This is a genomic window from Aquamicrobium segne, assembly GCF_042656785.1.
GTDB lineage: Bacteria > Pseudomonadota > Alphaproteobacteria > Rhizobiales > Rhizobiaceae > Mesorhizobium > Mesorhizobium segne.
Map to the genome: position 1 here is coordinate 1 of NZ_JBHSLL010000030.1, position 20,475 is coordinate 20,475.

At 60.6% G+C, this 20,475-nt stretch carries 15 protein-coding genes and 2 pseudogenes; 8 read left to right on the forward strand and 9 right to left on the reverse strand.

Annotated features, from left to right (window positions below):
- Nucleotides 1-63: 63 nt before the first annotated feature.
- The 5 genes from ACFPLB_RS10830 to ACFPLB_RS10850 form a co-directional block, all read right to left on the reverse strand.
- Nucleotides 64-432, reverse strand: a complete 369-nt coding sequence (locus ACFPLB_RS10830) for a hypothetical protein (RefSeq protein ID WP_378229489.1) — start codon at nucleotides 430-432, stop codon at nucleotides 64-66.
- Between the two features lie 327 nt (nucleotides 433-759).
- Nucleotides 760-1,626: a TniQ family protein gene (locus tag ACFPLB_RS10835; protein WP_378229491.1), complete on the reverse strand. Its 867-nt coding sequence runs from the start codon at nucleotides 1,624-1,626 to the stop codon at nucleotides 760-762.
- Entirely contained in the window at nucleotides 1,623-2,504 is an 882-nt protein-coding gene (locus ACFPLB_RS10840; RefSeq protein WP_378229493.1) for a TniB family NTP-binding protein, read from the reverse strand. Before ACFPLB_RS10840 ends, ACFPLB_RS10835 begins: the two co-directional genes overlap by 4 nt.
- Nucleotides 2,505-2,516: 12 nt before the next feature.
- Nucleotides 2,517-4,130, reverse strand: coding sequence for a Mu transposase C-terminal domain-containing protein (locus ACFPLB_RS10845; RefSeq protein WP_378229495.1), 1,614 nt, complete (start codon nucleotides 4,128-4,130; stop codon nucleotides 2,517-2,519).
- Nucleotides 4,131-4,677: 547 nt separating this feature from the next.
- On the reverse strand, nucleotides 4,678-5,457 hold the full coding sequence (locus ACFPLB_RS10850) for an acetoin reductase (protein ID WP_340040360.1): 780 nt from the start codon (nucleotides 5,455-5,457) through the stop codon (nucleotides 4,678-4,680).
- A 293-nt stretch (nucleotides 5,458-5,750) separates the two neighbouring features.
- Between ACFPLB_RS10850 and ACFPLB_RS10855 the strand changes: the two genes are divergently transcribed.
- Together ACFPLB_RS10855 and ACFPLB_RS10860 are read left to right on the forward strand one after the other, a co-directional pair.
- On the forward strand, nucleotides 5,751-7,139 hold the full coding sequence (locus tag ACFPLB_RS10855) for a mercuric reductase (protein WP_378229497.1): 1,389 nt from the start codon (nucleotides 5,751-5,753) through the stop codon (nucleotides 7,137-7,139).
- 35 nt (nucleotides 7,140-7,174) lie between these two features.
- Nucleotides 7,175-9,526: pseudogene (locus tag ACFPLB_RS10860) on the forward strand (heavy metal translocating P-type ATPase).
- Nucleotides 9,527-9,573: 47 nt separating this feature from the next.
- Here ACFPLB_RS10860 and ACFPLB_RS10865 read toward each other — a convergent pair.
- The 4 genes and pseudogenes from ACFPLB_RS10865 to ACFPLB_RS10880 form a co-directional block, all read right to left on the reverse strand.
- Nucleotides 9,574-9,804: pseudogene (locus ACFPLB_RS10865) on the reverse strand (hexameric tyrosine-coordinated heme protein).
- Nucleotides 9,805-9,900: 96 nt separating this feature from the next.
- On the reverse strand, nucleotides 9,901-10,545 hold the full coding sequence (locus ACFPLB_RS10870) for a DUF924 family protein (protein ID WP_378229499.1): 645 nt from the start codon (nucleotides 10,543-10,545) through the stop codon (nucleotides 9,901-9,903).
- A gap of 92 nt (nucleotides 10,546-10,637) precedes the next feature.
- Entirely contained in the window at nucleotides 10,638-12,587 is a 1,950-nt protein-coding gene (locus tag ACFPLB_RS10875; protein ID WP_378229501.1) for a heavy metal translocating P-type ATPase, read from the reverse strand.
- An 86-nt stretch (nucleotides 12,588-12,673) separates the two neighbouring features.
- Entirely contained in the window at nucleotides 12,674-12,895 is a 222-nt protein-coding gene (locus ACFPLB_RS10880) for a heavy-metal-associated domain-containing protein (protein WP_378229503.1), read from the reverse strand.
- A 664-nt stretch (nucleotides 12,896-13,559) separates the two neighbouring features.
- On the opposite strand from ACFPLB_RS10880, the gene ACFPLB_RS10885 reads away from it, so the two are divergent.
- The 6 genes from ACFPLB_RS10885 (at nucleotide 13,560) to ACFPLB_RS10910 (ending at nucleotide 20,398) form a co-directional block, all read left to right on the forward strand.
- Nucleotides 13,560-14,689, forward strand: a protein-coding gene (locus tag ACFPLB_RS10885) for an IS3 family transposase (protein ID WP_378229505.1) whose coding sequence is annotated in 2 segments (ribosomal slippage) — nucleotides 13,560-13,803 and nucleotides 13,803-14,689 — 1,131 coding nt in all. Because the reading frame shifts where the segments join, the coding sequence is not laid out codon by codon here.
- 36 nt (nucleotides 14,690-14,725) lie between these two features.
- Nucleotides 14,726-15,133, forward strand: a complete 408-nt coding sequence (locus ACFPLB_RS10890) for a phosphatase PAP2 family protein (RefSeq protein ID WP_378229541.1) — start codon at nucleotides 14,726-14,728, stop codon at nucleotides 15,131-15,133.
- 108 nt (nucleotides 15,134-15,241) lie between these two features.
- Entirely contained in the window at nucleotides 15,242-16,585 is a 1,344-nt protein-coding gene (gene mgtE, locus ACFPLB_RS10895; protein ID WP_378229507.1) for a magnesium transporter, read from the forward strand.
- Nucleotides 16,586-16,759: 174 nt separating this feature from the next.
- On the forward strand, nucleotides 16,760-17,881 hold the full coding sequence (locus tag ACFPLB_RS10900) for a baeRF11 domain-containing protein (RefSeq protein WP_378229509.1): 1,122 nt from the start codon (nucleotides 16,760-16,762) through the stop codon (nucleotides 17,879-17,881).
- Between the two features lie 58 nt (nucleotides 17,882-17,939).
- A complete protein-coding gene (locus tag ACFPLB_RS10905; protein WP_378229510.1) occupies nucleotides 17,940-18,827 on the forward strand; it encodes a universal stress protein in 888 nt (295 codons plus the stop codon).
- Nucleotides 18,828-18,934: 107 nt separating this feature from the next.
- The gene (locus ACFPLB_RS10910; protein ID WP_378229512.1) at nucleotides 18,935-20,398 is read left to right on the forward strand and encodes a GGDEF domain-containing protein; all 1,464 of its coding nucleotides are present in this window, start codon (nucleotides 18,935-18,937) and stop codon (nucleotides 20,396-20,398) included.
- The last annotated feature ends 77 nt before the right edge of the window (nucleotides 20,399-20,475 follow it).

Below are 20,475 nucleotides of genomic sequence, written 5' to 3' on the forward strand. Positions count from 1 at the left end.
GCTGGCTGGAGCCAATTATCTTCTGTTCGTCGAACTGCACCGTTCGAGCACGTGCCACCGACTTCATTTTTCGTACATTGCCAATACATTTAGATCAGGGCCGTCCTTGAGCGTTCCTACGAGGCGAAGGCCGTGACCAACGACGCGACGAACTACCATATATGCGAAGGCGCCGGTGAAGTACCGACCTCGGGACTCAAGATGAAGATGCACCGAGCGGCCGGTCCCATCAACCACCACGCGGAAATCGATCCACTCGACTCGTCCATGCTCGGCAGATGCCTCTTCGATCACTTCGGCGGCCCGGGCAGGCTCCGCGAGTTCTGTCAGGCTGAGCCAGTAGTTTGCTTTCCGGTCGCGATCATATGCTGGCAATTGCCGTCCACCCGTTCCGGTTACTGCGGGTTGAAACCGCAACATAATTTTGCTCATCGGTGCTTTTTCCGCAAGAAGTTTATCGCGCCCATCTAAAGCGCGATGGTAAGATCAGATGCAATGTTGCATCCGAATCGACAGAAGCAATATTTCACGAAACGCCAATCGAATGCGCGACAATACGGAACGATAATGGCCTTCGATTGGCCTCGTTAACGGCGTTGACCTATCTGCAAATCCCCGTATCGCATAGAAAAGCGGGCGAGGTACGCGCATATCTTCCTCTATGAAGCAACCGAGGTGTCGCTTGGCAGTTGAATGCAAGAATGCGGACATTTCGTCTCGCGTAGGCAGTTAATTATGAGAATGATGACCTCTGGGTTCTCATATTAACTGTATCTGCGTGGAGTGTCTTGTTCGGGATGCCTTGATGAAGAATGGCATCGCTTCCCGGTCGAAGCGATGCCGGTGAAAGCCGAATGTGGACTGCCGCAGCATAAAGAGCATTTCGGCCCCGCCAGAATGCACCATCGCGACACCGGCCATGAGGGCAGGGCGCAAATACAAAGGCAACACCGGATTTTGCGGCGTTGGAAAGCTGGTGCATATTTCGGCAAGTAGCCTGTCGAGTTCCGGGATGATTTTTCCCAGCACCCTGAATCGCCACAGTTCTTCCTCGGCGGGGAAAGGAAACACTCTTCTCCGCATGAGTAGCAGACGTACAATTCCGGCCGGGGATGCCCAGGTGCTGATACCACGTTCGGCTTCATCGTCGAGCAGCTTTTCTCCACGAAGAACTGCATCGCGATACTGCCGGAAGGGGGAGGGGCGTTCGCGACCATCCACGTCCCGGAGTGGGCTTCCACATAGAGGGCAGGTGATGCGCCAACCCAGCAGCTGGCTTCGCAAAACTGGTGTAGGCTCCATGTGATCAGGGCTGCAGCTCGTGCAGATTTGTGTCGGCCGGGCGGAGATGAGTTGACGTGATGATTGCGCGATATCTGCGAAGGTCATTCGCCGCATGACTGACTGCTCGGTGATAAACGTGTTGGCCAGACGGATTTGCTGGTCACTGCTCAGATGGAGATCGGCTGCTCGCAATGAGGAGGTCTCCGGCAGGCAATGCTGAAGCATAATCAGCGGTGGAACCGCGTAAAAGGCGGCATGCCGGCTAATCCAGGAGGACAAGAGTTCATCAGGGTGGGGCGGCAAGCGCACCGGTAATTGCCGTAGCGGCGTGTCCTTAGTCATGCGAATGCCGACTCGGCATCGAACTCGGGCTCCCAATTTTCGACCGCTTCGTCTGTAATGCGCTCGCGACTGCTCTCGATGGCGTCGACCGCGAGGCTGTTGATCATGTGGAAGATGCTGGCGGTGATGCCCTCAGTGATCTGTAGAATTCGCCGCAGCGATTTCGGCGTAAGCACAGAGGGATGACGTAGCGGCGTATTGCGCAGGATCGACACTACCAGGGTTTCGAACTGTTCATTGGCAGCCCACCGGCTCAAAGTGAACTGCTCGAACCGCCGGGCTAGCTGAACGTCGCCGCTGATGGCTTCCCGCGCCTCGTTGACTCCGAAACAGACGAGCGAGATCTGCAGACGATTGCTGAGGAAGCGCAGCGTGTTCAGGACGATGCGCTGCTCGCGATAGCTTCCGGCGAGGATGTTGTGCACCTCGTCGATGACCAGAACCTGCACGCCGATCGCTTCCATGATCCGTAATGCCGCCTGTTCCATCTGAGCGATGTCAGCGCGCGGCCGCTGTGGTGCGCCGAGAAGGGTGAGCAGTTCGGCGTAGAGCCGTCGCTCGCCGGGGCGACTGGTCATTTCCATCGCCAGGACCGGTGTCTTCAGGGTGCCCGTCGAAGGATTGAAGCTCGGCGGATGTTTATCCCGGAACCGCTTCATGATCATCGTCTTACCCATGCCGCTGTCGCCGTAGATCGCGACCGAGGGCATGCGCGTGCCGCGCGGGTGATCGAGGAGCGTGCTCAGCCGGTCGAGCGCCTGCTTGGCGCGTGGGTAAAGCACCCAGCGGCGTGATCGTATCGCGCGAATGCGCCGCTCGTCCGTTTCGGCAAGCAGCGCCGCGGCGCTGACGGTCAGGTGGGATGCTTCATAAGTCATATTCACTCCAGCTCAATCCGTATCCTCAACCAAGGATACAGGTATGCTGGAGTCGACGCCGCGGAGCGAGCCCCATCCCCGATCATCTACCTTCGATTTTGACGAAGCCTTGCCGCGTCGAGCGGCCGCTGTCTTTCTGGTCGCCGCTTCGACCAGTTCGCGCTGCGCCATCGCGGTGCGGACTATTGCGTGCGTGTCGACTTCACGGCGGCCTTTCGCCAGCAGGGTGCGTCGGGCGGTCACCGCCTCGTGCAGGGTGATCGAAGGCAGGGTCACGTCGGCATAGCGGGCTTCCACGAAGTTTCCCGACGGCCGTCGAACGAAGATGCGCGCCATGTCGCGCGGATCATATTTGACAAGCAGGCGCCGGTCCGAACGCCCGACATCGGCGCTGAGCGTCCCTGACCAATATCGCAGACCGAAAAGGTGAATGCCGGTCGGCCGTAAGGTGCGCTCTTGCTCGGGTAGGAAGGTGAGCCAGAAGCGACGCCGGTCCTTTGGCAGTCGAAGTGGGATCTCTCCCTCATGTTCCCGCCAAACAGCGATTGGCGGTCGACCAAGGCCACTATGGATCGATTGATGATAGGAGCCGACGATGTCGAGTGCGACATACTGCTCAAGCTCACGCAGTGTCAGAGCAGCGTGTCGCTTCGAGTCGTAATCTCCCAGATCGTGTTCGTTGCTGAATGTGGTCCCTGGGAGAAGGTGCAGCCTTCCCATCTGTGTGCCGATCAGGCGCTCGATGTGACCGCCGAAGCGGGGCTCACCCGGTGGTCGCCACTCAATGGTGATGCCGGCATCCTCGCACCCTCTCTTGAACGCGCGGCTACGAAAGTCGGCGCCATTGTCGACATGCACCGTGTCCGGTAGACCGGCGACGGGCCATTGTTCGGGGATCTCGCGTTCTCGCAGCCAGGCCGATTTGTCGAAGACGGAGTGCAACAGGCACAGACTGGTCGACAGCCGAGACGGTGCATCCATCGTGAGATAGAAACCGGTGACCATTCGGCTGGAGACATCCATCGCCAGCGTCAGCCATGGTCGCCCGAGTGGTCGCCGGGTTTCCTCGTCGACGACGAAGACATCAGCCTTCGTATGATCGATCTGGACCACCTCCAGGGGACGAGAGACTTCAAACGACCCGGGTACGGCGGTCGTCGCCTTGACGATGTTGCTTTCGCCGCGCCGTTTGGCTCGCTTCTGAAGGTCGATGTCATGGAGGCGGGCAACAATCGTTCGGCGATGCGGCGGCTTGAGCCCGGCTGAAATGCAGTTCGACTGTACGTCCCGGATCAGCTGCGAGACCGTTGGCCGGGTCCGCCTCAGGTAGCAAGCTTTGATCGTCGTGCGGACGATCTTCTCCCGTTTTTCGTCAAGCGTGCGATGACCTTCCGGGCGTCCGCGTTTACGATCCACCAACGACAGAACGGTCCCGCCAGCGCGGAACAGCTTGATTAGCCGATAGGCCGTCGCTTGGCTGACATCCATTTCTACGGCGAGCTCCGCAACGTCTCCGGCTGTCGTGCTGTCGGAATGGCGTCTCAGGAAGCCGCGGATCGCATCCGCACGCCGGCACGCCTCATCCCAAACCGCCTCGTCGATCTCGTCTGGAAATGGGTCGCTCATGGCAGACTCGCGAGGAAAACACTGCGAGCATCATTCTCACATTAAGTGACAAAATCAAGGCCAGATTATCAAATTAAATGCCGGCTCTCAAATTAAGTGCTCAGTCAACATACTGAAATCATTGGTAGCAGTTTCTCATAATTAAATGAAAAGTGACAGGCGGCACAGTGCTGGTGGTGCTGAACGGCCTCAGGCTACTCGCCGACCCGATCCGGGCGCGCAGTGCGACCTCACTGCGACGCCAACCCGACGCCGGCCCTGTAGAGCCTTCATACCAGTCAGGGGCTTGACCGGATGACGGCTATCCCGCTCGAAACGCGCGTAGATGAGGAACCGACCGCTCTTCAGCAGGCGTCGATTGCCGGTCAAGAACCTGTGGTGCGAATGGCGACCGAGGCGGCGATGACCATGCCAAGCAACAAGAGAACAATTCTCTCCGATCAAACGCGGTTCTTCCAGGCGGAACCATTCCGCTGGAGGGAGAAATTCTCACAAGGCCGTTTCCCGGTGCGGGTGCTTCTGAACGTTCGCGATCTGGCAGGCGTCCCTATCGATAGACGATACCGCCATCGGTCAGGATCGACTGTCCCGTGATGTAGTCGGAATCGGCGCCCGCGAGGAAGGCGACCAACGCTGCAACGTCCTCCGGTGTCTGCGCGCGGCCCAAAGCGATACCCTCGACATATTTCTTGTAAGTTTCGCCCTTCGGCGTTCCGGTGATCTCGGAAAAGCGCTCGTCGATCTCCACCCACATATCGGTGCCGACGATGCCGGGGCAGTAGGCGTTAACGGTGATGCCCGCGCTAGCATATTCCTTGGCGGCGGCTTGCGTCAGCGCACGCACGGCGAACTTGGTCGCCGAATAGGCGCCGAGCATGGCGAAGCCGTCATGTCCGGCGATCGAGCAGGCATTGATGATCTTGCCCTTCTGACCTCGATCCTTGAATTTCTTCGCAGCCGCCTGGATGCCCCAGAGCACGCCGTCGACATTGATCCGGAAGATCAGGTCCATGTCCTCGGGCGTGACGTCGGCGATCGGCTTGACCTGAGCGATGCCGGCATTGTTGACGATGACGTCGAATCCGCCGAGTTGTTTTTCCGCATGGTCGATAGCGGCGTAGACTTCGTCGCGCTTGCTGACATCGGCGACGACGGTGGTGGCCTTGCGTCCGAGCGCTTCGACTTCCTTGCGAACGGAGTCGAGCTTATCGGCCTTGACGTCGGCCAGCGCGAGATCAGCGCCTTCCTTTGCAAGCCGCAGCGCAATGCCGCGTCCGATCCCCTGGCCAGCGCCGGTTACCAAAATGACTTTGCCATTCAACGACATGATTTTCTCCTACAGAAAGTTGGCCAATCCTGTGCAGCCTGCATGTTCCCTTTCGGGCAATACAGCCGGAGCAGAACCGACTACACTCGATAATCCCGGTCCATTTCAAGGCGGTGGCCCGGAAATGATGCGCCGGCACGGATACTGGCAGTAAGGCCACCTCAAGGGGTCGCCCGCAAAAGCAACAGTAATTGTTCGACCCCGCAAGAGTATGACATGATCCCGCATATATGGTCGAGCGCCATATTTTCATCGCGCGGATAGGGGCGGTGTTGCAGAAGGATGCGTAGTTGATGACGGAAGCGGAGCGCTACGATGCCGTCGTGATCGGCTGTGGCGAGGGCGGGAAATACCTCGCCTGGCATATGGCGCAAGCCGGCCAGAAGGTAGCTGTCATCGAGCGGCGCTGGATCGGCGGCTCGTGCCCCAACATCAACTGCCTGCCCAGCAAGAACGAGATCTGGAGCGCGGGTATTGCTCATGCCGTTGCCCACGCCGCGGAGTACGGCGTTGCCGCCGGCCCCGTCTCGGTCGACATGAAGACGGTCGTGGCGCGCAAGCGCGCCATGGTCGAGGGTCTGGTTGCGTTTCATCTCGAACGCTACGAGGCGACGGGCGCGGAACTCATAATGGGCAACGCCCGCCTCATCGGACCAGAAACGATCGAAGTTGCCTTGAACGACGGCGGGACGCGACTGCTCGCCACGGACAAGCTGTTTCTCAATCTTGGAACACATGCAACCATTCCGCCCGTCCCCGGTCTGGCCGAAGCCAGGCCGCTCACCCATATCGAGGCGCTCGAACTGGACCGGTTGCCGGCACATCTGATCGTTCTCGGCGGGGGCTATGTCGGCCTTGAACTCGCGCAGGCCTACCGGCGTTTCGGCAGCCGCGTCACCATTGTGGACCGTGGGCTACGGCTGCTGAAGCGCGAGGATGAGGATGTTTCCGAAGAAGTTCGGCGGATTCTGGAGGCGGAAGGCATGGAGGTGCTTTTGTCGGCCGAAGTCGAGAAAATGGAGGGCCGGTCGGGCGAAAGCGTGCGCGCCACCATTCGGACGCCGGGCGGTTTAAGAACGATCGAGGGCACGGACATTCTGGTCGCTGCCGGTCGCACGCCCAACACGCGAGGGGTCGGTCTCGAAGAGGCAGGCATCGCGCTGACGGATCGCGGCACCATCAAGGTGAACGATCGACTGGAGACGACTGCAAGGGACGTCTGGGCCATCGGAGAATGCGCCGGAAGTCCGCAGTTCACCCACGCATCGCTCGATGATTTCCGAATTATCCGAGACAATCTCGACGGTGGAGACAGAACGACCACCGGGCGGCTGATGCCCTATTGCATGTTCATCGACCCGCCCCTTGCCCGCATCGGCATGAGCGAAGCCGACGCGCGCGCCAATGGAATGGATATGCGCGTCGCACAATTGCCGATGAAGGCCGTGCTGCGGACGCGGACGACCTCGCAGACGGCCGGCTTCATGAAGGCGCTGGTCGATAAACAGGACCGGATCGCGGGCTTTGCGATGATCGGTTCGGAGGCCGGAGAAGTGATGGCGGTGGTGCAGGCGGCCATGCTTGGCGGCCTGTCCTACAGCGTCCTGCGCGACGCCATTCTTGTGCACCCGACGATGGCCGAGGGGCTGAACGCGCTGTTTGGCAAGGTCGAGGCAAGGTGAGTTTCGAAGGTTCAAACGAGGCGGCGGATTAGAGAATGAACGGACATGGCGAGCACCAGCATCATTCCCACAATCATGCCCATTCGAAAGATGGGCATCTTGTGAAGGACCCCGTCTGTGGCATGGAGGTCGATCCGCAAACGGCGGACCATCACCTGACCCACGAGGGCCACACTCATTATTTCTGCTCGGCTTCCTGCAAGGCGAAATTCGAGGCGGACCCGGCCCGATATCTTGCAGGAGACGCGGCGCCCGCTCCGGACGCGCCCGAGGGCGCGATCTGAACCTGCCCGATGCATCCCGAGATCCGGCAGGACGGGCCGGGAAGCTGCCCGATCTGCGGCATGGCGCTGGAGCCGCTAGTGGTGACCGCCGACAGCGGCCCCAGCCCGGAACTCGCCGACATGACACGGCGCTTCTGGATCGGGCTGGTCCTCGCCGCTCCGGTCTTCGTGCTCGAAATGGGCAGCCACCTTGTGCCCGCGCTGCATCATCTGGTGCCGATGCGGATATCGATCTGGATTCAGCTCGTTCTGGCGACGCCGGTGGTTCTGTGGTGCGGATGGCCGTTCTTCGAGCGCGCCTGGGCGTCGCTGGTCAATCGCAGCCTCAACATGTTCACCCTGATCGCCATGGGCACCGGCGTCGCCTTCGCCTACAGCATCGTCGCCGTCCTTGCGCCGGGCATTTTCCCCGCCGCCTTTCGCGCGGAAGATGGCACGGTCGCGGTCTACTTCGAAGCGGCGGCGGTCATCACCGTTCTGGTGCTGCTTGGCCAGGTGCTGGAACTGCGCGCCCGCGAACAGACATCAGGGGCGATCAGGGCGCTTCTCGATCTGGCGCCGAAAACGGCGCGGCGCGTCAGTGACGATGGCGCGGAAGAAGACGTGCCGGTGGAGCATGTCGTCCTCGGCGACAGGCTGCGCGTGCGGCCCGGTGAGACCGTGCCGGTCGATGGCGTGGTCGAGGACGGGCGCTCGTCGCTCGATGAAGCGATGGTCACCGGCGAATCCATGCCTGTCACCCGCACCGTGGGGGATCAGGTCATCGGCGGCACGCTGAACCAGACCGGGGCGCTGGTGATCCGCGCCGAAAAGGTCGGCCGCGATACCATGCTGTCGCGCATCGTCCAGATGGTCGCCGATGCGCAGCGTTCGCGCGCGCCGATCCAGCGCATGGCCGATCAGGTCTCGGGTTGGTTCGTGCCGCTGGTCATCGTCATCGCAATTCTCGCCTTCATCGTCTGGGGCATCTGGGGGCCGGAGCCGCGCTTCGCCTATGGGCTGGTCGTGGCCGTTTCGGTGCTGATCATCGCCTGCCCCTGCGCATTGGGGCTGGCGACTCCGATGTCGATCATGGTCGGCGTCGGCAAGGGTGCCAGCGCCGGCGTCCTGATCAAGAACGCCGAGGCGCTCGAACATATGGAAAAGGTCGACACACTCGTCGTCGACAAGACCGGCACGCTCACCGAGGGCAAGCCGTCGGTGACGGCGGTCGTTGCGGCAAACGGCTTCGATGAAACGGAAATCCTGCGGCTGGCCGCTGGCGTAGAAAAAGCGTCGGAACACCCGCTTGCGCTGGCGATTGTGCAAGCGGCGGAAAAGAAGGGTATCGCCATCCCGCTTGTGGTGGACTTCGACTCTCCGCTTGGCAAGGGCGCGCTCGGTACCGTCGAGGGCAAGGCCATCGTACTTGGCAATGCGGCGTTCCTCAAGGAGTATGGTGTCGATGCGTCTGCCCTTGCCGAACGGGCGGACGCCTTGCGCCACGATGGCGCGACGGCGATCTATATCGGCATCGACGGTAAAGCGGGCGGCATCTTCGCTATCGCCGATCCGGTCAAGGCGACGACGCAGGAGGCGCTGAATGCCTTGCATGACGAGGGCATCCGCATCGTCATGCTGACCGGTGACAATAAAACCACGGCCGAAGCTGTCGCGCGTCAGCTGGGCATCGACGAGGTCGAGGCCGACGTGTTGCCTGACGCAAAGAGCGCCGTGGTGAGCCGGCTCAAGGCCGAGGGCCGTGTGGTGGCGATGGCGGGCGATGGCGTCAACGACGCGCCGGCACTGGCCGCCGCCGATGTCGGGATCGCCATGGGTTCGGGCACCGATGTCGCCATCGAAAGCGCCGGGGTCACACTGCTCAAGGGCGATCTTATGGGGATCGTGAAGGCGCGGCGTCTGTCGCAGGCGACGATGGCGAATATCCGCCAGAATCTGTTCTTCGCCTTCATCTACAACGCCGCCGGCATCCCGATTGCCGCGGGCGTGCTTTACCCTTCTTTCGGCCTCCTCCTTTCACCGATCATCGCGGCGGCCGCCATGTCGTTGTCGTCGGTCAGCGTCATCGCCAATGCGCTGCGATTGCGAGGGCTGAAACTTTGACTGAAACGCCGGTGCGACTGACGCCCTCGCCTATGATTGACCGGGCGTCAGTCGCGCCAATAATTGTTGGCGGCCGCCACCGTCTGGAAATGGATGGCGATCACCTGTGAGGAGGCGATCAGCTGCGCGGTGTCCTGATCGTAGGCCGCGCGCAGCTTGTCGCGAATCTCGGCGGAAGGCTGGGTCACCTTGACGCCGACCCGCGCTATTTTGGTGGCAAGGTCGAACCCCTCCTGCGGGGTCGCTGTCTTGAGTGAGGGAAGCTAGGTGTCAGCCATGATGTTTCCTTCCAGAGAATACGAATACGCAACAACCGTAATCTACCCGAGCCGCCGACGAAAGCATCAACCCTCGATGCGTTTCGCCTCCAGGCGTCACGCCTGAAACGCCCTCGCGTGCGGGAAATCCCCTCCAGCGATGTAAGCTTCTTCCGCCTGCGTCGATTCTCGGCCGAGGACCTGATTGCGGTGCGGGTGACGGCCGAAAGCGGCGATGACCTTGCGCACATCACCGGCCTGGTTCACCAGCGACTGGTATATCGGTTGAAGGGAAGCGGACGCTTCCGCCGCTATCTCTTCGCGAAGCCCGATGAGCAGATCGATGCGCTCAAGGTGATCCGGGCCTTCGCAATGGCCAAGGGGCTGACTGTAGACGACCCTGTACCAGGGCGTGCCGAGCGATGCATAGTGGCCGTTGGAGAACCCCTCCATCGCCAGCGACAGTGCGGCAGGGTCCTGCGCGAAAGCCCGCGGCGTGCCGCGCCACAGCGAGCGTGAGAACTGGTCGAGCACGATGATGAGCGCCAGCCTGCCTTCGGGTTCGTCGGCCCAGTCGTCGAGATCGCTTGAGGCTGCGCTCCTCGTGAGGTCGGCGAAGCGCTCGACGATCGTGTCATCCGCTCCGCCGTGCAACCGCCACGACCAGTGATCGCGATGAGTTTCAGCCTTTATCTGTGAGGAGCGGCCTTCGGGAAACCAGAAGTCGAGAACGTCGTTCCACGGGGCGGTCCTGGTATTCATTTCGATCCTTTCTGGCGGTCGCGAGCAATGAGACAGGGTTGGCGCCGCAAAAACAACAGACCCCGCATCGCTGCGGGGTCTGCGAGGAGGCTTCAGCCTCGCGCGGCCACAGTTGCGGGCCGGGCGGTGGCTGTTTTTGACGCCCGTCCGCCGGGTGCGGTGGCCTTCGGCACGCGCAGCAGGCGCATGCCGTTGGCGATGACGATCAGCACCGAAAGCTGGTGGACCAGCATGCCGCCGGCCATATGGACATTGCCGGAGAACACGCCCGCCAGCAGTCCGGCCACCGTCACCAGTGCGATGACGAGGTTCTGGCGCATATTGCCCAGCGTTGCGCGCGAGATCGCCATCGCCTCGGGGATCTTGCCGAGATCGTCCTTCAGGAGCGCGATGTCGGCGGTCTCGATGGCGACGTCGCTGCCGGCTGCGCCCATGGCGATCGAGGTGTCGGCTGCGGCAAGCGCCGGTGCATCGTTGATGCCGTCGCCGACCATGGCGACATGCGCGCCATCCGCCTTCATCTTCCGGATCAGTTCCAGCTTGTCCTCGGGCATCAGCTCGGCATGGACCTCGTCGATGCCGACCTCGCGGGCGATGGCTTCGGCCGCACCATGCTGGTCGCCGGTCAGCATGACCACACGGCCTATGCCGATGTCACGCAGACGGGCGATGGCTTCCGCCGCGCCTTCACGAGCCATGTCGGACATGCCCAGCAGCCCGATCAGTTGGCCGTCACGCGCCACCAGGATCGGCGTCTGGCCGTTGGACAGCAGACGGTCCAGGGCGGCTTCGCCCTCCTGGCCCAGCGCAATGCCGAGCGTATCCATGAGGCGTCGGTTGCCGGCGGCGATGACGCGGCCGTCGATGCGGGCGCTCAGGCCCATGCCGGCATGTTCCTCCAGCGCCTCGGGCGTGGAAAGCGGCCCCTGCTTGCGGCCAGCCTCGACGATGGGACGGCCGAGCGGATGGGTCGATCCGGTCTCGGCGGTCGCAGCCAGATGCAGCAACTCGGCCTCGGCAATGCCGCCGAGCGCGACGATAGAGGCGAGCTGCGGCTTGCCTTCCGTCAGCGTGCCGGTCTTGTCGAGCGCCAGCGTATCGATGCGGCCTGCACTTTCCAGATGCTGACCGCCCTTGATCAGGATGCCGCTGCGCGCCGCCCGGCCGATGCCGGCGACGATGGAGACCGGCGTCGAGATGACCAGCGCGCCGGGGCAACCGACGACCAGCAGCGTCAGCGCCAGGCGGATGTCCTGCGTCACCGCGAAGGCGGCGACCGCGAGCCCGATGATCGACGGCGTATACCATTGCGCAAAGCGCTCGATCATACGCTGGCTCGGGGCCTTTTCCTCCTGCGCTTCCTCGACGCGCTGAATGATGCGGGCAAGGGTGGTGTCGGCGCCGACATTGGTGGCGCGGATGCGCAGCAACCCGTTCTCGGCGATCGTTCCTGCATGAACGTTGCTACCAGGCGCTTTCTCGGCCGGCATCGGCTCACCGGTAATCGCCGCCTCGCTGACGGCGGCGGTGCCTTCGGTTACCTCACCATCCACCGGGATGCGTTGACCGGCCCTGACCAGCACGGTCTCGCCAAGCTGGACCATATGCGCCGGCACCTCGACGGGATCGCCGTCGCGCAGCACGGTCGCGGTGGCGGGCGCGGCATCTAGCAATGCCTTCAGCGCGCCACGGGTCTGCCCCATGGTGCGCGCCTCCAGCCAGCCGCCGAACATGAACAGGAAGGTGACGGCCGCCGACTCCCAGACCTCGCCGATAATGAGCGCACCGACCGCCGCGACGGTGACGAGCAACTCGATGCTGAAATGCTTTACACGCAGCGAGCGCCAGGCGCGGATGGCGATGTCGGAGCCGGCAAGAAAAGCTGCCGCGACCATCAGCGCCGTCCATGCCTCGACTATGCCGAAACCGTAGCGTGCCAGAAGGCCAGCCGCGATCAACCCGCCGCTGCCGACCGTCAGCCAGAAGCGCCGCCGTGCCGGATGCACGAAGGCGTTCCTGATCCTGCTGACAAGATTGCTCATCTCATCGCTCCTTTCATCTTCATCCGTGCCGGGAAAGCGTGTCGGCCGCGCCGTATCGCGGCGCGGCGAAATAAGCGGAGTGCCGATCAGAAGGCGGCAGGCTGCGCCTCGTAGCCGGTTCCACGCACCGCCTCGACCAGCGCTTCAACGCTCGATTGCGCAGGGTCGTGCTCGATCTCGATCTTGCCGGTATTGAAGCGCACCTCGGCCTTTGCCACACCCGGAAGGGCGCTGAGCGCCTTTTCGATTTTCGGCACGCAGGACGGGCAGGAAAGCTCATCGCTGCGAAGGATGGTTTTCTGGGTCATGATCGAGTTCCTTTCGATAGTGGGGAAGGGGTATCCCCTGCCTCATTAATCTAAGGGTTTGATCCCGCATTGCGATTGGCGAAACCGGCAAGCCAAACTTGCAGGAATGGACAGGCCGCTGCCTTGGTTCTGGTTGGTTGGACGACCACATTGGGAGCTGTGGTGGAATCAGCGCCTAAACCAAAGGGATCTCCGTGCGTGAATGCACAGGTCGATAATTCTCGACTTCCTGGCGGATGCTTTGATGTGGACGCGCCGCTGCTGGAGGGACAGCTTGAGGATACTGTCGCCAAATTTGTATCGGCGGCGAGACCATATGTGAAGGTCTCATTGGGCGGATTTGAGTGACATCAACGAAACGAGCCAAACTTGTGAAATGAATTGGAAGAAGGAGCATATCATGCGTGGATTTGTTGATGACATCGAGGATCTGACCGAAGGAACACGGATTTCCGCCGTGTTTGAGGTGGTCCCGGTTTCCGAGACAGGGGCATAAGGTGGATCTTCCGACGAAAAGGACGATCCAGCATGAAGACACGCAGACGGTTTACGGCCGAGTTTAAGGCCAAGGTTGCGCTTGAAGCGATCCGCGGGGAGCGGACGATTGAATAGCCCCTAGATTTGTGGACGCCTTCTTCCCTAAATTTGAGGCAAGGAGGCCCTGATGCGGTCTGGCAATTTCACTGATGAGTTCAAGCGTGACGCGGTCGCGCAGATCACCGAGCGGGGCTATCCCGTTGCAGAGGTTTCGAAGCGGCTCGGGGTCAGTCAGCATTCACTCTATGCGTGGCGCAGGAAGTTCTCGAAACCGTCCGTCTCGACAGATGACGATCAAGCGGCAGAGATCCGACGCCTGAAGAAGGAACTGGCGTGCGTTACCGAGGAGCGCGACATCCTAAAAAAAGCCACCGCGTATTTCGCCAAGGATGCAAGGTGAGATACGCGTTCGTTGCCCAGCATCGCCAGCAGTTCAAGGTGCGGGCGATGTGTCGCTGCCTGCGCATCCGACCCAGCGGCTTCTATGCCTGGCTGAAGAACCCGTTGAGCAAGCGGGCTCGAGAAGACGCACGTCAGACGGAGCTTCTCAACAAGGCCTGGAAGGAGAGCGGCAGGGTGTATGGCTATCGCAAGCTGCACGACGACCTTCTCGATCAGGGAGAAAGCAGTTGCGCCAACCGCATCGCCCGTCTCGCCAGGCTGGCCGGGATCAAGGCGCAGATCGGCTACAAGCGTCGTCCCGGATCCTATGGTGGCAAGCCGTCGGTTGTGGTCGACAACACCCTTGCCAGGCAATTCGATGTCGATGCGCCAGATAGGGCGTGGGTAACAGACATCACCTACATCCGCACCCAAGAGGGCTTTGCCTATCTGGCCGTTGTGATCGACCTATTCTCGCGCCGCGTCATCGGCTGGTCATTGCAGAGCCGGCAGACCACCGACGTCGTGCTGCAGGCATTGCTCATGGCAGTGTGGCGTCGAAAGCCGAAGAGCAAGGTCTTGGTCCATTCCGATCAAGGCTCGCAATTCACCAGCATGGACTGGGCGGCGTTCCTGAAGCATCACAATCTTGAGCACTCGATGAGCCGTCGCGGCAACTGCCATGACAATGCCGTGGCGGAGAGCTTTTTCAATCTCCTCAAGCGCGAGAGGATACGGCGCAGGACCTACCGAACACGCGAGGAGGCAAGGCGGGACGTGTTCGACTATATCGAGATGTTCTACAACCCGAAGCGCAAGCACGTCAGGAACGGGATGCTGTCACCCGTAGAGTTCGAACGGCAGCAGGAAATGTAACCCGAGGGCGTCCACGAAACTCGGGGCTATTCACTGATTGGACTTGGCTTTTATCGTCCGCGCCCTTTCCTGGCCGGACTGGGTGAAGCCTTGATGGATCACCGGCCAAGCGCTTCCTTTCCCAGCAATCATGCCCTGATCTTTTCGGCCTACGCCTCTACGCTGCTCTTCCTGCGGCACTACTGGCTGGGGTTGGCAGTTTTCATTGTCGGCCTGATGGTTGGCGCGGCGCGAGTTTATCTGGGTATCCATTATCCAGGCGACATTTTGGGCGGGCTCCTCCTCGGCGCGCTCTCCGCGATGGGCAGCCTCTGGATTTGGGCCAGATGGGGAGGTCAGCTCTATCGGCTCGCTTCAACCGTCTGGAAACATGTTCCCCGTCCTCTCAAGCAGCTCCTGAGAACCACCGAAGCGGCTGAGTTCGCCAAAACACGCATTAATTAAAGCCCAAAGATGTGGCAGAACGATCTGATGACCCAGGTCGGTGTTTCCGTCAGGGCAGGAAAATCGCCGGATTGGCCTTCTCAGATTGCCTACACAAAAGGAGGCCCCATGCCCGAGAGCAAATTACACGAGCTTGTCAGCTTGTTTTCGCAGGATGACGTTCGGGAAAATTCGGTCAGGCTGGCCAAAGAGCATCCGGCGGACATTGCCGCTGCATTGCAAGAGACCGAGCCGGCGCGCGCGTGGCCGATCCTGAAGGAAGCAGCCCGACCGCGACAAGCTGACATATTCGGCTATCTCGATCTCGACTTTCAGGCGCAGCTCGCCACGATCATGCCGCGCGCCGACCTTGCTGCGATCTTCATGGAAATGAACGCCGATGATCGGGCCGATCTTTACAAGAAGCTGACAGACGAGCAGCGCGAGGCGCTGATGCCGGCCCTTGCGCAGGCCGAACGCGAAGACATCAGGCAACTGGCCGCTTATGAGGAAGGCACAGCCGGCGCGATCATGACTTCGGACTACGCATCCCTGTCGCCGCAGCTCAATGCGAAGCAAGCAATTGACGTGTTGCGTCACGAGGCGCCCAACAAGGAAACCATCTATCGCGCCTATGTGGTTGACGCCGATCGCCGTCTGATCGGGTCGGTCAGGCTCCAGGATCTCCTCACGGCGCCGGCCGGCGTTAGGGTCGCCGATCTCATGGAGCGCAACACCCATGCGATTCCCGTCGACGCCGATGTAGAAGACGCAGCGCGCAAGATCGCGCGCTACGACGTGATCGCGCTGCCGGTGGTCGACGCGCAGGAGCGGCTGGTCGGCATCATTACCCATGACGATGCGTTTGACGTGATGGAAGCGGAGGCGACCGAGGATTTCCAGCGGTTGGGAACCGTCACCAATCTGGATTCCAGCGTCGCGACCGCGACCGTGCCGATGCTTTATCGGGCACGGATCGCGTGGCTAATGCTGCTCGTCTTCGGCAATATTTTTTCAGGCGCCGGCATCGCCCATTTCGAGGATACGATCGCCGCCCATCTGGCGCTGATGTTCTTCCTGCCGATCCTGATCGCTTCGGGCGGCAATGCCGGCTCACAATCGGCCACCTTGATGGTGCGGGCGCTGGCAACCGGTGATATCCGCATTTCCGATTGGGGCCGCGTTCTGGGGCGCGAGCTGGTGGTGGCCATTCTGCTGGGGCTGAGCATGGCGGCGGCCATCGCCGTCATCGGAGTCTTCCGCGGTGGCCGCGACATCGCCGTCGTGATCGCCTTGTCGATGATCATAATTGTCATCGTCGGCAGCATGATCGGCATGTTGCTGCCCTTCATCCTCAGTCGCTTCAATATGGATCCGGCGACCGCCAGCACGCCGCTGGTGACTTCCATCGCGGACGCCACCGGCGTCCTGATCTATTTTTCAATCGCAAAAGCAATCCTGTCGCTGCCCTGAGCAGAAATGTGAGGCCGTTGGCCGCAACAAGATGCTTTCTGCGCGCGCAATATCTATGTTGGCACCAGACAATCGAAGCGATCATGGAACGGTTGGGCCTTCTGCTTCAAAAGAACTCTTCCGAAGGACAGCCTGCCGGACCTGATCATCTGGCCGCATTAACAAGGAGATTTCATGCTTTATGTAGACATTCCCACGCGAAGCGAATTCGCAACTCTGTCCACGGCGCGCGCGGATGCCTGCGTTTCGATCTACGTCAGGACCACTCCGGTCACGCAGGAGGTCGGAGCGTCCCGCATCGAGTTCGGCAATCTGATGCGCGAGGCCGAGTCGCAGCTTCAGGATGCGGGTTTCGACAAGCGGCGGCTTGCAGCCCTGATGGACAGCCTGAGCGATCTGCTTGATGATGATGAATTCTGGCGCTTCCAGGCAAACAGCCTGGCCGTGTTCGCAACGCCGGACACGATCCGCGCATACCGTCTCGCCAATGATCTGACCTCCATGGTGCAGGTTTCCGACCGTTTCCATTTGAAGCCTCTTTTGCGCGCCGTCACCTTCCCGCACTCGGCCTTCATCCTCGCCCTTTCGGAGAACGCCGTCCGGCTTGTCGAAATGCATGCCGACCTGGCGCCAGAGGTGGTGAAGGTGCCAGATATGCCCAAGGATGCTGCCTCGTCCGCCGGCAAGTCGACCCTGAACGACCGCTCCTTCAGTGGCCGCATCCACGGCTCCGAGGGACAGAACGTTCGCTTGCAGCAATATATCCGGAAAGTCGACGCCGCACTTCGCCAGGTCCTGCCCGGTCGGGAAACCCCATTGGTATTGGCCGCTACCGGCAGGCTTGCGTCGATCTTCGTCCAGACCTGCTCCTATCCGCACCTTCTGAAGGATACGATCGCCGACAGTCCCGACCAGTTCAGCGAAGCCGATCTTGCGAACAAGGCGCGGCCGATCCTCGATAAGGCCTATGCATCCGAGATCGCCGACATCCACGCGCTGTTTGAGAAGCGTGCGGGAGACAATCGCGCGACGACCGACATGGCCGATGCGGCGCGGGCGGCGACCTTTGGTGGCATCGACACGCTGCTGATCGATATCGACACCACCGTTCCCGGCTTCGTCGACGACGAGAGCGGCGCGGTCGCCTTCGTTGAGAAGGATGACGCGCAGGCCTATGGTGTCGTCGATGAGATCGCGGCGCGGGCGCTGGCGAGCGGCGCACGCGTCCTGGGTGTACGGCGCGAGGATATTCCAGGAAAGGGTGAACTGGCAGCAGTTCTACGCTACCCAGTCTAGCAACATCGGGAGGAGCCTACGCTGCCTGGCTCCTCCCCGACATATCAGGAGAGTCGGCGTGACGATCAAAACGATCATTGCAGCGATCGCCCTCGAGAATGGAGAGCAGCAGGTGGCGCGCCGCGCGATCCGGCTTGCCGCAGATCATGGGGCCAAACTCGTGCTGGCTCACGCAATCGAGAGCCTTCCGGAATCCGATCCCGAGCTTCCGTCTCCAGCCAACGAGGAAGCAATTGCCAACGTGCTGTCGGCCGAGGCTGTCGCATCACTGAAGCAGATGGCGGAGAGCGCCGCAGTTCAGACAGAAATCGAAGTGGAATGCGGTAAAGCCGACCAGTTGATCGAGCGCCTGATACGAGACCACGCTGCCGATCTGCTGGTCATCGGACCCGGAAAGCCGCAGAACCTGCGCGAAAAAATATTTGGCTCGACTGCCGACCGGGTTGTCCGCACCGGTTTGTGTCCGATCGTCATCGTCAAGCGCCCAATCGACGAGCCATACCGCCGTGTGATTGCAGCCATTGATTTCTCGCCGATGTCGTTCGCGGCAGCACAAACCGCCGTTCAGATAGCCCCGTCGGCGAAACTTGAGTTGATACACGCTCTCGAAATCCCCCTTTCGTTCGAGCAGGCGATGCTGAAAGTGGGAACTTCTCAAGCCGAGATCGAGCAATATCGACAAGCCAAAGCACAGGCTGCCTACGTAGAGTTACGCGCAGTGCGTACTGATCTTGCTATGGCGGGAAAAACCCGGGTCGTTCGAGGCGATGCCGCCACGGCGCTGGTGCGACTGGCGAGGTCGGGAAAAACAGATCTGGTGGCGCTCGGGATTCAGGGGAAAAACGCCATTTCCAAAATGGTGCTGGGTAGCGTCGCCCGCAGGGTGCTCGCGGGTGCATCCTGCGATGTGCTTCTCGCAAAGGAGTCTCCGGTGCGGGATCATTAGAAGGAAGCCACAGCTCTCGCGGCGAAATTACTGCCTTTTAGGAGAACGGGGCAAAATGTCTCCACTTTCGTGGTGAGCCGTTAACCAGCACGCGGTATCTCAGCCGAATGACAAAAAGCGGTGTTGCGGTTCATCGTCCGAAAAGCTGGCTTAACCAGTTCGACTGGCTGGTGGGCGCTGCCCTTTATTTTGCAACGGCAGTGACAATGATCCATGTCACAACTAATGGGCGTGAGATTGCCGCGGTGTGGGTAGCAAATGCGGTGCTGGTCGGTCTGCTCGCCGCAAAAGAACGCCCCAAATGGCTGTCGGTCATATTCTCTGCCCTCGTTGCCAATGCGTTCGCAAACATGTTTACGCGCGGTGACTTTGCAGCACCGATGTTCTTTGGCCTTGCGAACATGGTGGAAATCGCCATTGCAACATGGCTTCTCCGGGCTTTTGTCGGCTCTGCAAGCGTCCTGAGTTCGCTTGCGGTCTTTATCAGATTCAGTTTGATCGGATTTTTCGCTTCCACGATAAGCGGGCTTTTGGGCGCATTTGCCGCGTGGCACCTGCTCGGAGAAGTTTTCCTTGCATCCTGGATGGCCTGGACATTGAGTGATGCGCTCGGATTGCTGGTCTTCGTCCCCTTTTTCCTTGCTCTTTTCAGGGGCGATTACGTCAAATGCATCCAGGAAAAGTCGCCGCTCGAACGTCTTGAAACCGCGGCATTACTTATCCTGACGCTAGGAGCTGCCTGGATATTATTTTTTGTTCTCAGGGAAGCGCCCATATTCATCCTGTTGGTTCCGACGATGCTCGTGACCATTCGGATAGGTCAATTGGGTACGAAAGCTGCGGTCATGCTGATCGCTGCCGTGGGGATTTCATCGACATTCCTCAAAACAGGGCTGATCTATCGCGCGAATGATTATGACGGGCAGATTTTGATTCTGCAGATTTTCCTGTTCGTTCTCTTGTTCAGCAGTTTGCCGGTAGCTGCCGATCTTACGGCGCGCCGAAGCGCCGTAGCAGCGCTTGGCCGCCGCGAACAAGAGCTCAAGCAAATTGCGACGACAGATTCTCTTACCGGCCTGATGAATCGCCCCGCATTCGTCGAGTTTGCAGAAGGTTTGCTGTCTCGGTTGCAAAATCGGCACGTTTGTCTGGTCGCGATTGACGTCGACCATTTCAAACGGTTCAACGATACTTTTGGGCATCACGTCGGAGATGATGCATTGCGCCATCTTGCGTCGGTTGCAAGGGCACACCTGCGGAGTGGGGACGTTCTCAGTCGCTTCGGCGGCGATGAGTTCATGCTACTTCTCCCTGATGCTAAGATCGCCGATGCGCAACGGATCTGCGCACGTCTAGGGGACCATTTGCGCCGCGCGCCACTGCGTCTTGAAGACGGCACAGCGCTGATGATTTCGGTAAGTTGTGGAATTGCAGCCGCAGAGAAGACAGATTCGTTCACTGAATTGTCGAGACGTGCAGATACAGCATTATATGATGCGAAGGATGCCGGACGTGGGACCCACAGGTCCGCGTTCGAAAGCCGGTCCCAACTCCGGACTGCGTTCGGCTAGGGCATTTGACCAGCGAACCGTGGGCCGGGGCTATCTCTAACACCCGATGATACCGATCGGATGAGCAATGCCTGCAA